Genomic DNA, 12,791 nt, shown 5'->3' on the forward strand with positions numbered 1-12,791 from the left:
GCTTACTGAATGTCTGGTTGTTGTGCGATGAGCAGGAAGCGCGCTTCCCGCACCAGCGCCGCCAGCGAGAGCGGCGTCCAGAGGATGTTGTCGGCATCGCGCAGGGCGTCGCCCTCGCGCTGCATGCTGCTGGCCTGGCGCAGTCCATACACGCGGTCGGCCAGCAGGGCGCAGTTGAAGCCGAGCGAAGGCGCGAAGGTCACCAGGCGGGCGCCCGGTGCAGGCGCGGACGGCTGTGCATCGGCGCCGAGGTAGCGCGCCAGGTCGATCACGCCGACCAGGGTGCCGCGCACGTTGGCCAGGCCCAGGTACCAGGGCTGGGCCAGCGGCACCCGCGCCAGCGGTACCGGTGCGACGATTTCGCCGGCTTCGAGCAGGTCGAGCAGGTAGCGGGTGGCGCCGACCTGCATTCCCAGCTGGCGGATCGGCGCGCCGCTGCCGCTTTTGGCGGCCTGCATGCGTTCGAGGAGCTGTTCCTGGTATTCGCGCAGGCGGGTGCTGCGCGCGTCGGCGTCCTGCCGCGGCTCGCCCGCGGTCATGCCGCGGCGGCGGCCGGGGCTGCGGCCGATGCAGCTTTCTCGTCCAGGGTCGCGATACTGGCCAGCAGCAGCGCTGGATTCACCGGCTTGACCAGGTAATCCTTCGCGCCCTGGCGCATGCCCCAGATGCGGTCGGTTTCCTGGTTCTTGCTGCTGCAGATGATGATGGGGATCGCGGCCAGTTCCGGGTCGCGCCCGATCGAGCGCGTCACCTGGAAACCGTTCGCGCCGGGCATGACGACATCCATCAGGATCAGGTGCGGACGCTCGGCGCGGATCTTGCCGATCGCTTCCTCGCCGTTGACGGCGGTGGTGACGCTATAGCCATGCTTGACCAGGACATCGGTCAGGTAAAAGCGCTCGGTCGGGGAATCGTCGACGATCAGGATCTTGTGTATGGCCACGTGGGGCTCCGGAATTTCGGTCAATATCAGGCTTTGGCAGCCGTGTGTTCGCGCACGGCAGCCAGCAGGCTGTCTTTGGAAAAGGGTTTGGTGAGGTAGGCGGAAGCGCCGACCATCGCGCCGCGCGCGCGGTCGAACAGGCCGTCCTTGGACGACAGCATCAGCACCGGCGTCGCATGGAAGCGCGCGCTCTTCTTGATCAGGGCGCAGGTCTGGTACCCATCCAGGCGCGGCATCAGGATGTCGCAAAACACCAGTGCGGGATGGTGGTCGTTGATCTTGGCGAGCGCGTCGAAACCATCGTCGGCCAGCACGACCTGGTAGCCTGCCTGGGTCAGGAAAATCTCGGCGGAGCGGCGGATCGTGCTGCTGTCGTCGATCACCATGATGGTCAGGCCGGTCGGTTGCGGCGATGTCGTCATTTTCGTTTCACTTCAGCATGAAGCGCCACGATAGCACAGCGCTTATCCCTTGTGCGTGAAGTGTTGCAGCGGGTCAACTAGGCAAAATGGCACGCTGCGGCTCCCTTGAGAGCCATCGCCGACTCGTAGGGTGGGCAAGTTCCTTGCCCACGCGTTCAACCAGCGGTAGCACGGCCGCGGTGCGGTTCTCCTGCGCTAACCATCACCGCGTGGGCGGAATCCGCCCACCCTACGATTTCTCACTGATCTACCGCCTCAAATGGCGGTCATCTCGAAATCGTCCTTGCGCGCCCCGCACTCCGGGCAGGTCCAGTTCATTGGCACATCGGCCCAGCGGGTGCCCGGCGCAATCCCATCCTCCGGCGCACCCGTTTCCTCGTCGTAGACCCAGCCGCAGATCAGGCACATCCAGGTCTGGAAAGCGACGGTTGTTTCAGTACTCACGGTGATTCCTTGTATATAGATAAATTAAATAAAGCCGCAGGAACGTCGAAGAACCGTAGCGAGCGGCAGCAATGGTGGCTAAGCCCCCAAGGGGATAATGCTCGCTGTACGCTAGTACAGCGAGCAGCGCAACCAGCGTGGTCCGGGCCGCCAGTGCAACGGGCAGTAGGTTATTCGACGTTCCGTCTAGTAAAATGGGAGAGTGAGCATCTTAATCTAAGCCGTCGTGCAAAGCCAACCGCTACCCCTCATCATGACTTTCGGCGTGTCCGACCCGGTCGGCGCACTTGGTGTCCAGTCCGACCTGGCTGCCTTTGCCGTGCACGGATGCCATGGCCTGTCGGTGGTCGCCGGCATCCTGGTGGCCGACAGCGCCAAGGTCGAAAACCTGCATGAAGTCGACAGCGACTGGATGGCCGACCAGGCCAGGGTCCTGCTTGAGGACATGCCGGTCGCCGCCTTCAAGGTCGGCGCCGTCGCCACCGTGCTGCAGCTGGCCGCGATCGCCGAGATCGTCTCGGACTACCCGGACGCGCCCCTGATCCTCGATCCCTTCCTCACCGCCCTGCCCGACTCGGGCCTGGCCGACGAAGAGATGCTGTCGGCGATCCGCTCGATCCTGGCGCCCCAGACCACGGTGCTGATGCTGTCGCAATCGGAACTGGGCCGCATGGCCGAGACCTGGCGCGAGGGCCATGTCAACGGCGAAGACACGCTGCTCGAAGACGTTGCCGAACTGACCACGGCCGGTTGCCAGTACGTGCTGGTGATGGGCACCCGCGACGACATCGGCACCTGCTCCAACACCCTGTTCGACGCCGACGGCGAAGTCGCGCGCGTGGAATGGAAACACCTGCCGGGCCCCTTCATCGGCGCCGGCAATACCTATTCGGCCGCGTTCACGGCCCTGATGGCGCGCGGCATGGATGCGAAACAGGCCTTGTTCGCCGCCCAGGAATACACGACCGGCACGCTCGAACACGCCCAGCGCTTCGGCATGGGCAAGTTCATCCCCAATAAATTCTACCGGCGCCAGCACGGCCCAGCATCCATCAATGACCACTGATAAAAGCACCTCGAAGAACGACATCCTGTTCGCCCGCGCCCAGCAAACGACCCCGGGCGGCGTCAACTCGCCGGTGCGCGCCTTCCGCTCGGTGGGCGGCACCCCGCGCTTCATCACCCGCGCCGAAGGCCCGTATTTCTGGGACGCGGACGGCAAGCGCTACATCGACTACATCGGTTCCTGGGGCCCGGCCATCGTCGGCCACGCCCATCCCAAAGTCATCAAGGCGGTGCAGGATGCTGCGGCCAATGGCCTGTCCTTCGGAGCGCCCACCGAAGGCGAGATCGAGATCGCCGAAGAAATATGCAAGCTGGTGCCGTCGATCGAACAGGTGCGCCTGGTCTCGTCGGGCACCGAAGCGACCATGAGCGCACTGCGCCTCGCGCGCGGCGCCACCGGGCGTGACAAGATCGTCAAGTTCGAAGGCTGCTACCACGGCCACGCCGATTCGCTGCTGGTAAAAGCCGGCAGCGGCCTGCTCACCTTCGGCAACCCGACCTCGGCCGGGGTGCCGGAAGACTTCGTGAAGCACACCCTGGTCCTCGATTACAACAACGTCCCGCAACTCGAAGACGCGTTCGAGTCGATGGGCGACACCATCGCCTGCGTGATCGTGGAGCCGGTGGCCGGCAACATGAACCTGATCCGCGCCGCGCCGGAATTCCTGCAGCGCATGCGCGAGCTGTGCACCGAGCATGGCGCCGTGCTGATCTTCGACGAAGTGATGTGCGGCTTCCGCGTCGGCTTGGGCGGCGCCCAGGAAATGTACGGCATCACCCCGGACCTGACCGCACTGGGCAAGGTGATCGGCGGCGGCCTGCCGGTGGCAGCATTCGGCGGGCGCGCGGACCTGATGCAGAAGATGGCGCCGCTGGGCCCCGTCTACCAGGCCGGCACCCTGTCGGGCAACCCGGTGGCGGTGGCGGCGGGCATGACCACCTTGAAGCTGGTGCAGGAGCCGGGCTTCTACGAGAAGCTCGGTGCGGCGGCCGAACGCCTCGTGAAGGGCTTGACGGAAGCGGCGCAGGAAGCCGACATCCCGTTCTGCGGCGATGCGGTTGGCGGCATGTTCGGTTTCTACTTCTCGAACAGCGTGCCGTCGACCTATGCCCAGATGATGGCCGGCGACAAGGAGCGCTTCAACCGCTTCTTCCACGGCATGCTCGATGAAGGCGTGTATTTTGCGCCGGCGATGTTCGAGGCGGGTTTCGTCTCGGCCCAGCATGATGATGCGGTGATCGACGAGACCATTGAGGCGGCGCGCCGCGTTTTCAAACGCATCGCCTAGCCATGATTTGACGAGACCCGTAGGGTGGGCAGATTCTGCCCACGCGTTCAACCAGTGCGTGAATAGCCGCGGCGTTTGGTATTCAGGCGAAAGTTGAACGCGCGGTCGGCGAAGCCGACCACCCTACGAAAACGGCTGGTGAAATTTAATTTCACCAGCCGTTTCTATTTGAAATATTCTTTCACTCAGCGCAACCAGCCCCGCCGGTAGAAATACCACAGCGGCGCCGCACTGCAAATCACCATCAGCCCGATCGCGAATGGATAACCAAACGTCCAGTTCAGCTCCGGCAGGCGCCGGAAGTTCATGCCGTAAACGCTGGCGATCAGGGTCGGCGGCAGGAAGGCGACCGAAGCCACCGAGAACATCTTGATGATCTTGTTCTGGTTAATGTTGATGAAACCGACGGTGGCATCCATCAGGAAGTTCACTTTGTCGAACAGGAAGGACGTGTGGCCGTCCAGCGATTCGATGTCGCGCAAAATCTGGCGCGCCTCCTCGAACTGGTCGGCATTGAGCAGGCGGCCGCGCATCAGGAAGCTGACCGCGCGGCGCGTGTCCATCATGTTGCGGCGGATGCGGCCGTTCAAGTCTTCCTCGTGCGCGATCGAGTTCAGCGCGGCGGCCGCGTCCTGGTCGGTGAATTCTTTCTGCAGCACGCGGGTCGAGACTTCTTCCAGCGCTTCGTAGATGCCCTCCAGCGCATCGGCCGAATACTCGGCGTCGGTCGCGTACAAATCGAGCAGCACGTCCATGTAGTCTTCGATCGAGCCGGGACGCGAGCGCGCGCGCAGGCGCACCAGGCGGAACACCGGCAGGTCGTCGTTATGGACCGAAAACAGGATTTTCCCGGACAGGATGAAAGCCACCGTCACCACGCGCGACGGGCCGTCTTCTTCTTCCAGCAAAAAGTCGGTGCGCAGGTGCAGGTCGCCGTTCTCGGCTTCGTAGTAGCGGGCCGAGGCCTCGATATCCTGGACTTCGTCCTCGCCCGGCAAGGTCACGCCATAAGTCGCCTTGACCAGGGTGCGCTCTTCCTCGGTCGGATCGGTCAGGTCGACCCAGACCGGGACCACGTTTTCCAGGTCTTCGCGCGTGTCGACGCCTACCTGGTTGAGTCGGCCATTCTGGAGGACAAATACGTTGATCATGCGCTTTTCTCGGCCGGGATTCGAAAATTTCCGCAAGTGTAACCGACAGGCCTAGCCGCGGCCACCCCGTCACGACATTTTCATGCCGTGCTGGCCCGGGCGGGGCTCAAGGCAGGTCGGCGAAGCGCATCCGTCGCTGGATCAGCGCGGTGCGGCGCACCAGGTAGCCGGTGGAGCGGTGCTTGTCGTAGTAGCGCGGGTTCGGCAGCATCACCGCCAGGCGCGCGGCCTGCGACGCCGACAGGTTGGCCGCCGAGGTGCGGAAGTAGTAACGCGCGGCGGCTTCGGCGCCGAACACGCCGCGGCCGTACTCCACCACGTTGAGGTAGACCTCGAGGATGCGGCGCTTGCTCATCACGGTTTCCAGCATGAAGGCGATGATCATTTCCTGGCCCTTGCGCAGGTAGCTGCGCGAGCCGGACAGGAACAAATTCTTGGCCAGCTGCTGGGTGATGGTGGAGCCGCCGCCGACCACCTTGCTGCGGCGGTTGTTGCGTTCATAGGCTTTTTCCAGCGCCTCCCAATCCACGCCGCCGTGCGCCGCGAAGCCCGAATCTTCCGATGCCACCACCGCCCGTTTCAAATTGGTCGAGATGCGCTCGTAGGGCACCCACTGGTGCTTGAGCTTCGCGTCCGGATTCTTTTCGCGCAGTTCCGACAGCTGCTGGCGCATGAAGCTGGTCGATCCCGGATCGACATAGGCGTACCAGCAGACCATGATGAAGAAGTAAAGCTGGACCAGGAAGACCAGCAGGATCGGGCCGAGGATGATCCACTTGACCCAGCGGCGCGGCGCCGCCTTTCGTGGCCCGGCCGTCTTACGTGTTTTGCTCATTATTCTTATGGTCGCATCTGGTTCAGGACGTCCGCCGTGTCGGGCCGCACGCCGCGCCACAGGGCGAAGGCTTCGGCCGCCTGCTCCACCAGCATGCCCAGGCCGTCGCGGGTGGCGGCGCCCTGGCTTGCCGCGAACTCCATGAACACGGTCGGTTTATTTCCGTACATCATATCCAAAGCCAGCGTGGATGGGCAAAAAACACTCGCTGGTATGGGCGGCAAATCCGACGACAGGCTGGCGGAGGTGGCGTTGACGACGATGTCGAAGCTGCCGGTGATCCCTGCAAAACCGGTCGCGCTGACCGGAATGCCGTACGCGCCAAAATCCCGGGCCAGCGCTTGCGCCGTGGCCAGCGTGCGGTTGGCGATCACGATCTCGCGCGGGCCTTCTTGTAAAAATGGCAGCAGCACGCCGCGCGCCGCGCCGCCGGCGCCGAGCAGCAGAACGCGCTTGTCCTTGAGCGGCACGCCCGCGTTGCGGGTGATGTCGGCCACCAGGCCCGGGCCGTCGGTGTTGTCGCCGACGATCTCGCCATCTGCGAACACCAGCGTGTTGACGGCGCCGGCCGCACGCGCACGCTCGTTCAGGCGCGTGGCAAGCTGCGCCGCCTCGATCTTGAAAGGCACGGTGACGTTGGCGCCTTTGTAGCCCTCGTGCACCAAACGCTGCACGGTGGCCGCGAAACCATCCAGGGGCGCCAGGCAGCGTTCGTAATTCAGGTCCTGGCCGGTCGCGTGCGCGAAAGCGGCGTGGATCCCGGGTGATTTACTGTGCGCGATGGGGTGGCCAATGACACAGTATTTGTCGGTCACTGCGCGCCCCCGCGCAATTCGGCCTGCATCTTGTCCTCGCGCGTGAAGCGGAAGCGCGTGATCACTTCCCACAAATCGTCCTTGCCCTGGGTGCGCATGTTGGCCGGGAAGCCGCCGAAAGGCGCCGCCTGGCGCACGATCTGCAGCGCCGCCTTGTCGAGCGCCGGATTGCCGGAACCCTGCTCGATGCGCGGGCCGCCGTCCTTCATATAGATGGAGCCGTCCTGGAAGATCGGGATGTAGACCACCAGCTCGCCGTACAGCTTGCGCCCGCCCTGCTGCGGGAAATTGAGCGTGCCGATTTCCTCGATCCGCTTCTGCATTTCCTTGTAATAGATGGCGTAGCCGACCTGGCGCGTGCTCGGCGTGATCTGGGTGCGCTTGGGACGCTTGTTCTGGTCTTCGATGCGCTCGATGACTTCGGCCGCCGCGCGCGAGATGGCGCGGCTGGTATCGAAGGCGTCGGCCCCCGTGCGGGTGGGATCGGGCTTGTCCTGCTCCGTTTTCGGGGAGGCAGTAAAGCTGGTGCGCTGCACGCGGGTCAGGACGTTCTGCTGCTGCAGTTCGAGGTCGGCGATGCGGCGCTGCAGGGCCTTGACGCTTTCGCCGTTCTCGATTCTCCGCAGGTCCGGCAGCGGGGAGCGGGCGCGGCCCGCATCGGCCGTGCCGCCGCCGTCGAGGTTGGCCTGGGCCAGGGCATCGGCCTTGGCCGGGGCATTGGCATGCTTGGCGTTCACCAGGATGACTTCCAGCCCCGGATCGGCCGGCTGGTGCCGGAACGCATCCGGCGCGGCAAAACGCACCGCCAGCAGCGCCGCGTGCAGGAGCACGGACACGCCGAGGGCAATCGTCAAGGGTCGGTTGTTCTGCAAATACTTCACGCGCTGCACTCGCCCGGGAGGGCTGTTGGATCAGGGACTGATCATTCTAACCCGCAACGGGTGGCGTGGGGGGAATGTGGAAGGGGTGTAACAACGGTGATATTGGCCGCTAACCGGGAGATAGTCGCGCTCCGTAGGGTGGGCAGATTCTGCCCACGCGGTCAACAGGCGGCGAGACCATCGTGCTCGCTTATTCATCCGCTAACTATCACCGCGTGGGCTGGAGACCCGCCCACCCTACGAATTTCACTCTGTTCCAGCGTCCGTGGGAAGTTCCCCACCATCTTCCGTGGTCACAACAGCAACGACGCCTTCAGCTTCGACCACCTCCGCCACCGCAGCCTCCCCCGTATCGCCCTCTTCCTCTTCTTCCAGGCCGATCGACTCGTCCGGAGCGGCAGCCGCCACTTCCAGCAGGCGCGCCTCCAGCACCAGGTCGACCTCGTCCCAGCGCACGATGTCGAGCTTCACTTGCGCACCGCGCGCCACCGAGCTCATGCCGGCCAGGCGCACCACCAGCGGCACGTCGACCAGGCGCACGATCTCGTCCTTCAGCACCACGGCGTCGACGTGCTTGGCATCGGTCTGGCCCAGCCAGCGCAGGCACCAGTAGCGTTCCATGTTCTGCTGGAAGTCGTTGTACGCGGCATAGGCCGCGTCGAACGCGGAGACAATCGAGAACAGGGTCGCGTCGCGCGGCTTGAACGGCGCCACCAGCGGCGCGGTCACGCCATGCTCGGCGCAGGCGATGATCTGCCACTGGTTCACCAGGTCGGTGTAGCGGCGCAGCGGCGAGGTGCTCCATGCGTACTGGTCCACGCCCAGGCCCTGGTGCGGTGCGGCGTGCGTGACCATGCGCACCTGGATCTTGGCGCCCCAGCCGCCGGCGCCCGGCCCCTGCGAGCGGTAGATGCCCGGCACGTCCGAGTCGTGCAGCAGCTTGCCCCAGGTGCTGTTCGCGAAGATCATCAGTTCGGCCACGATCTTGTCGAGCGGCGCGCCGCGCTTGCGGCGCACGATCGAGACCACGTCGTCTTCCACGTAAAAGTTGAAGTCGACGCGGTTGGCCTGTTCCGGTTTCAATCCGAAGGCTTCGCGCTTCTTCATGCGGCCGGCTTCCAGCTGCAGCGCCCACTTCCACAGCAGGCCCAGCTCGTCCTTGTGCGGGTACTCGCCCTCGCCGCTCGCCAGCGTCTCTTCATTCACCAGCGCATCGAGGTCGTTGTGGCGCAGGTTGCTCCGGATCGGCACGCGTTCGGCGCGGGTCGTGGTCGAGACCAGGCTCCAGTCTTCCGGATTGATCACGGCGTACAGCGACAGCGCCGGGCAGTCCTTGCCTTCGGCCAGGGTGAAGGCTTCCACCACTTCGTCCGGCAGCATGGTGATCTTATCGCCCGGCATATACACGGTCGACATGCGCGCACGCGCGATCTTGTCGATGGCGTCGTCCGGGCGGATCGCCAGGCCGGGCGCGGCGATGTGGATACCCACGCGCACCGTGCCATCATCGAGCTTCACCACCGAGAAGGCGTCGTCGATTTCGGTCGTGGTGACGTCGTCGATCGAGAAGGCGGCCACGTCGGCCAGCGGCAGCTCGAGCGGCGCCGCCGGCAGCGGAACGCCGCCCGCGCCCACCGGCGCGAAGCCGGCGCCGCGCGGGAAATACTCGAACAGGAAGCGCGCCATGTGCAGTTCCTTGGGCGAGCCCAGGCCGCGGGTCGCCAGCATCAGGCGCGGGGCCGTGGTGTGCAGCTCGTTGGCGGCAGCTTCCAACGCCTTGTATTCGATGGTGTTCTTGTCCGGCTTGAACAGCAGCTGCTGCACGATGGGCTGCATCGAGGCTGGCAGCGTGCCCGCCTTGAGCTCTTCCACATAGCCGGCCTGCACGATGGCCTGCTGCTTCTTCTTTTCGATGCCGGCCAGCGCCGCCTTGAGCGTCTGCTCCGGCGCCGCCTTGTAGCGTCCGCGGCCCTTCTTGTGGAAATAGACCGGGGCGCCGTGCAGCGCCAGCACCAGGCCGGCCGCTTCGCTTGGCAGCGGCGCATGGCCGAAGTACTCAAGGCCCAGCTCGGGAATGCCGAATTCGTCCTGGCCCGCGACCTCCCACAGGAAGTCGAGGTCCACTTCCGCGGCGATGCCCCTGGCATTGGCCAGCAGCGTTTCCGGATCGGGCTTCTCGAACTGGATCAGCACGTCCTTGGCCTTGACCTTGGTGCGCTTGCCGCTGGCCAGCTCCACCTGGTAGGCCTCGCCGGCCTGCGACAGTACGGTGCCGACCTTGAAGTCGCCCGATTCTTCAAAAAATAGATTCATCTTGTTTCGTATTCTCTCGTCGTATCTTGCAGTGCGCCTGCCAGGCCCAGTACCGCAGGCAGGAATACCTCGGTGACCAGCAGCAGGCCTTGACGGCGGCGGTAGACGCAGCGCCGTGCATAATAAAGTGTGTCGGACTCCCCACCGAGGGCGTCGCGCACGCGCCCCATCAGGGGATGGCCGGCGCGAATGCGCGCATATTCCAGCTGGCCACGGCGCACCAGCGGGTCGTAAAAGAGCGTGGTGCCGAGCGAGCGTTCGCCCAGCGCCGAAAACAGCGGCCAGTCGGCCGCCGTGCAATTCATGGGCACCACCGTGTGGCCGAACACCACCGGCTTGCCGTCGCATTCGAGCAGCACTTCGCGCTCCCATACCCGCCCCGGACGCGCCAGGCCGATCGCCCCCGCCTCGTCGGCCAGGCAGGTGGCGGAGCGCTGGTGCAGCCGGCGCACGCGGAAGGAGGAGCTAGCGGCCACCAGGCGCGCGGTCAGCGAGCCTTCGGTGGTGAGCCAGCTGCGCATCGCCTCCGGGGCCCGCACGGCGCCGGCATGCCCGCGCCAGGCCGCCTGTCGCAGCGACGCTCCCTTCACTGCGCCATATCCAATGGCGCCGAGCAGAAGGCGAGCACTTCCTCCACATACTGCGGGAATTCGGAAATCGCGTGGTCGCTGCCCCGGATCACGTGCTGGCGCGCGCCGGGATAGTGGGCGACCATGTCGCGGTAGTCGAGCACTTCGTCGCCGGTCGCAGCGACCAGGAAATAGCGTTCCGGCCGGGTGATTTCCCCGACGCGCAGGTCGGCCAGCTCGCCGATGTATTCGGGGCGGAATTCGAACGGCTCGTTCGAATGCCAGGCGGTGGTGATGCCGACGTGGTGCTCCAGGTTCCGGGTCGGGTCCACGGACGGGTTGAGCAGCACGGCGCGCACGCCCAGGCGCTCGGCCAGCCAGGTGGCGTAGAAGCCGCCCAGCGAGGACCCGATGATCGACAAATTGTCGGGCGCATGGCGTTCGGCCAGCAGCAAGCTGAGGGCCATCGCTTCCTTCGGCGAAGCCGGCAGCTGCGGGCAGATCAGCTCATGCGCGCGGCCGGCGTCTTCCAGCGCCTTTTGCACTACCCGCGCCTTGAACGACTTGGGCGACGAGCGGAACCCGTGCAAATAAAGAATCATGGAGCCAGCGCGTCCAGCAGTTTCTGGTGTACGCCGCCGAAGCCGCCGTTGCTCATGACCAGGATGTGGTCGCCCGGCTGGGCCGCCTGCACGATGGCCTGCACCATGTAGTCGATCTGGTCGAAGCTGTGCGCGATGGCGCCCAGCGGTTTCAGTGCGTCGGCCAGCGACCAGCCGAGCGCCTGCTGGCTGCCGAAACCGAAGACCAGGTCGGCGTCCTTCAGGCTGCCCGGCAGCGCATCCTTCATGGCGCCCAGCTTCATGGTGTTCGAGCGCGGCTCCAGCACGGCCAGGATGCGCCCCGTCGTGCCCAGCTTCTGGCGCAGGCCGCCGACGGTGGTGGCGATCGCGGTCGGGTGGTGGGCGAAGTCGTCGTACACGGTGATGTCGTTGACGGTGCCGCGCACTTCCATGCGGCGCTTGACGTTCTGGAAGCGCGACAGCGCATCGATGGCCTGCGAGGTCGGCACGCCCACGTGGCGCGCGGCGGCGATCGCGGCCAGCGCGTTCGAGCGGTTATGATGGCCGGTCAGGCCCCAGTGCACGGTGCCCTGCATGTCGCCTGGTCCGTCACCACGGTTGAACAGCACATCGAAGCTGCCGCCGCCCGGATGCTCGACCAGGCTCCAGTTCGCGCCTTCGCTCGATCCGAACAGTTCCTTCTCGCTCCAGCAGCCGCGCTTGATCACACGGGTGAGCGAGGCTTCGTCGCCGTTCACCACCAGGCGGCCCACGCCCGGCACGGTGCGCACCAGGTGGTGGAACTGGGTCTCGATGGCGCCGATGTCCGGGAAGATGTCGGCGTGGTCGTATTCCAGGTTGTTCAGCACCGCGGTCTTGGCGTGGTAGTGCACGAACTTGCTGCGCTTGTCGAAGAAGGCGGTGTCGTATTCGTCGGCTTCGATCACGAAGAAGTCGGACGGCTTGTCGCCGTGCAGGCGCGCCGAAATCCCGAAGTTCATCGGCACGCCGCCGATCAGGAAGCCGGGCGCATAGCCCGCGTCTTCCAGGATCCAGGCCAGCATCGAGGTGGTCGTGGTCTTGCCGTGGGTCCCGGCCACGGCCAGCACCCATTTGTCGCGCAGGATGTGCTCGCCGATCCACTGCGGGCCCGATACATATTTCAGGCCGCGGTTCAGGATTTCCTCGATCAGCGGATTCCCACGCGTCATGACGTTGCCGATCACGTACAGGTCCGGGTTCAGCGACACCTGCTCCGGGCCATAGCCCTGGATCAGCTCGATTCCCTGGGCTTCCAGCTGGGTGCTCATCGGGGGATAGACGTTGGCGTCGCAGCCGGTAACGCGATGGCCGGCTTCCTTGGCCAGGACTGCCAGGCCTCCCATGAAGGTGCCGCAAATGCCGAGTATATGAATGTGCATGATCGTGGGAGAAATAGCAGGGTGAAAAATCGAATACGCGATTCTACCCGACCCGCTGCCATTTTCCGTTCAAGAGTATG

At 65.0% G+C, this 12,791-nt stretch carries 14 protein-coding genes; 2 read left to right on the forward strand and 12 right to left on the reverse strand.

The genetic code is table 11. From position 1 onward, the window contains the following. Positions 1-2 precede the first annotated feature (2 nt). From HGB41_RS08650 to HGB41_RS08665, 4 genes are all read right to left on the reverse strand, one after another. On the reverse strand, positions 3-539 hold the full coding sequence (locus HGB41_RS08650; RefSeq protein ID WP_171083157.1) for a chemotaxis protein CheW: 537 nt from the start codon (positions 537-539) through the stop codon (positions 3-5). Beyond that, positions 536-943: a response regulator gene (locus HGB41_RS08655; RefSeq protein ID WP_171083160.1), complete on the reverse strand. Its 408-nt coding sequence runs from the start codon at positions 941-943 to the stop codon at positions 536-538. Before HGB41_RS08655 ends, HGB41_RS08650 begins: the two co-directional genes overlap by 4 nt. A gap of 26 nt (positions 944-969) precedes the next feature. Continuing rightward, positions 970-1,365, reverse strand: a complete 396-nt coding sequence (locus HGB41_RS08660; RefSeq protein WP_171083163.1) for a response regulator — start codon at positions 1,363-1,365, stop codon at positions 970-972. A 255-nt stretch (positions 1,366-1,620) separates the two neighbouring features. Next, positions 1,621-1,773, reverse strand: coding sequence for a rubredoxin (locus HGB41_RS08665; protein ID WP_171083532.1), 153 nt, complete (start codon positions 1,771-1,773; stop codon positions 1,621-1,623). Between the two features lie 289 nt (positions 1,774-2,062). Between HGB41_RS08665 and thiD the strand changes: the two genes are divergently transcribed. Both thiD and hemL read left to right on the forward strand, forming a co-directional pair. Continuing rightward, on the forward strand, positions 2,063-2,875 hold the full coding sequence (gene thiD, locus HGB41_RS08670; RefSeq protein WP_212760873.1) for a bifunctional hydroxymethylpyrimidine kinase/phosphomethylpyrimidine kinase: 813 nt from the start codon (positions 2,063-2,065) through the stop codon (positions 2,873-2,875). Beyond that, entirely contained in the window at positions 2,865-4,163 is a 1,299-nt protein-coding gene (gene hemL / locus HGB41_RS08675) for a glutamate-1-semialdehyde 2,1-aminomutase (protein ID WP_171083167.1), read from the forward strand. The genes thiD and hemL overlap by 11 nt, the downstream gene beginning before the upstream one ends. A gap of 185 nt (positions 4,164-4,348) precedes the next feature. On the opposite strand, the gene corA is transcribed toward hemL, so the two are convergent. From corA to mpl, 8 genes are all read right to left on the reverse strand, one after another. Continuing rightward, positions 4,349-5,314 (reverse strand): magnesium/cobalt transporter CorA, encoded by a 966-nt coding sequence (corA, locus tag HGB41_RS08680; protein WP_171083169.1) that lies wholly within the window; start codon positions 5,312-5,314, stop codon positions 4,349-4,351. Positions 5,315-5,420: 106 nt separating this feature from the next. Continuing rightward, positions 5,421-6,149, reverse strand: a complete 729-nt coding sequence (gene mtgA / locus HGB41_RS08685; protein ID WP_171083171.1) for a monofunctional biosynthetic peptidoglycan transglycosylase — start codon at positions 6,147-6,149, stop codon at positions 5,421-5,423. Positions 6,150-6,154: 5 nt separating this feature from the next. Continuing rightward, entirely contained in the window at positions 6,155-6,964 is an 810-nt protein-coding gene (gene aroE, locus HGB41_RS08690; protein WP_171083173.1) for a shikimate dehydrogenase, read from the reverse strand. Next, on the reverse strand, positions 6,961-7,845 hold the full coding sequence (locus HGB41_RS08695) for a TonB C-terminal domain-containing protein (protein WP_171083176.1): 885 nt from the start codon (positions 7,843-7,845) through the stop codon (positions 6,961-6,963). Before HGB41_RS08695 ends, aroE begins: the two co-directional genes overlap by 4 nt. Positions 7,846-8,091: 246 nt before the next feature. Then, the gene (locus HGB41_RS08700; RefSeq protein ID WP_171083178.1) at positions 8,092-10,158 is read right to left on the reverse strand and encodes a ribonuclease catalytic domain-containing protein; all 2,067 of its coding nucleotides are present in this window, start codon (positions 10,156-10,158) and stop codon (positions 8,092-8,094) included. Next, positions 10,155-10,748, reverse strand: a complete 594-nt coding sequence (locus HGB41_RS08705) for a chorismate--pyruvate lyase family protein (RefSeq protein WP_171083180.1) — start codon at positions 10,746-10,748, stop codon at positions 10,155-10,157. The genes HGB41_RS08700 and HGB41_RS08705 overlap by 4 nt, the downstream gene beginning before the upstream one ends. After that, on the reverse strand, positions 10,745-11,329 hold the full coding sequence (locus HGB41_RS08710; RefSeq protein WP_171083182.1) for a YqiA/YcfP family alpha/beta fold hydrolase: 585 nt from the start codon (positions 11,327-11,329) through the stop codon (positions 10,745-10,747). Before HGB41_RS08710 ends, HGB41_RS08705 begins: the two co-directional genes overlap by 4 nt. Further along, on the reverse strand, positions 11,326-12,711 hold the full coding sequence (gene mpl / locus HGB41_RS08715; RefSeq protein ID WP_171083184.1) for a UDP-N-acetylmuramate:L-alanyl-gamma-D-glutamyl-meso-diaminopimelate ligase: 1,386 nt from the start codon (positions 12,709-12,711) through the stop codon (positions 11,326-11,328). The genes HGB41_RS08710 and mpl overlap by 4 nt, the downstream gene beginning before the upstream one ends. Positions 12,712-12,791: the final 80 nt, after the last annotated feature.

Source organism: Telluria aromaticivorans (assembly GCF_013003915.1).
GTDB classification, from domain to species: domain Bacteria; phylum Pseudomonadota; class Gammaproteobacteria; order Burkholderiales; family Burkholderiaceae_D; genus Telluria; species Telluria aromaticivorans.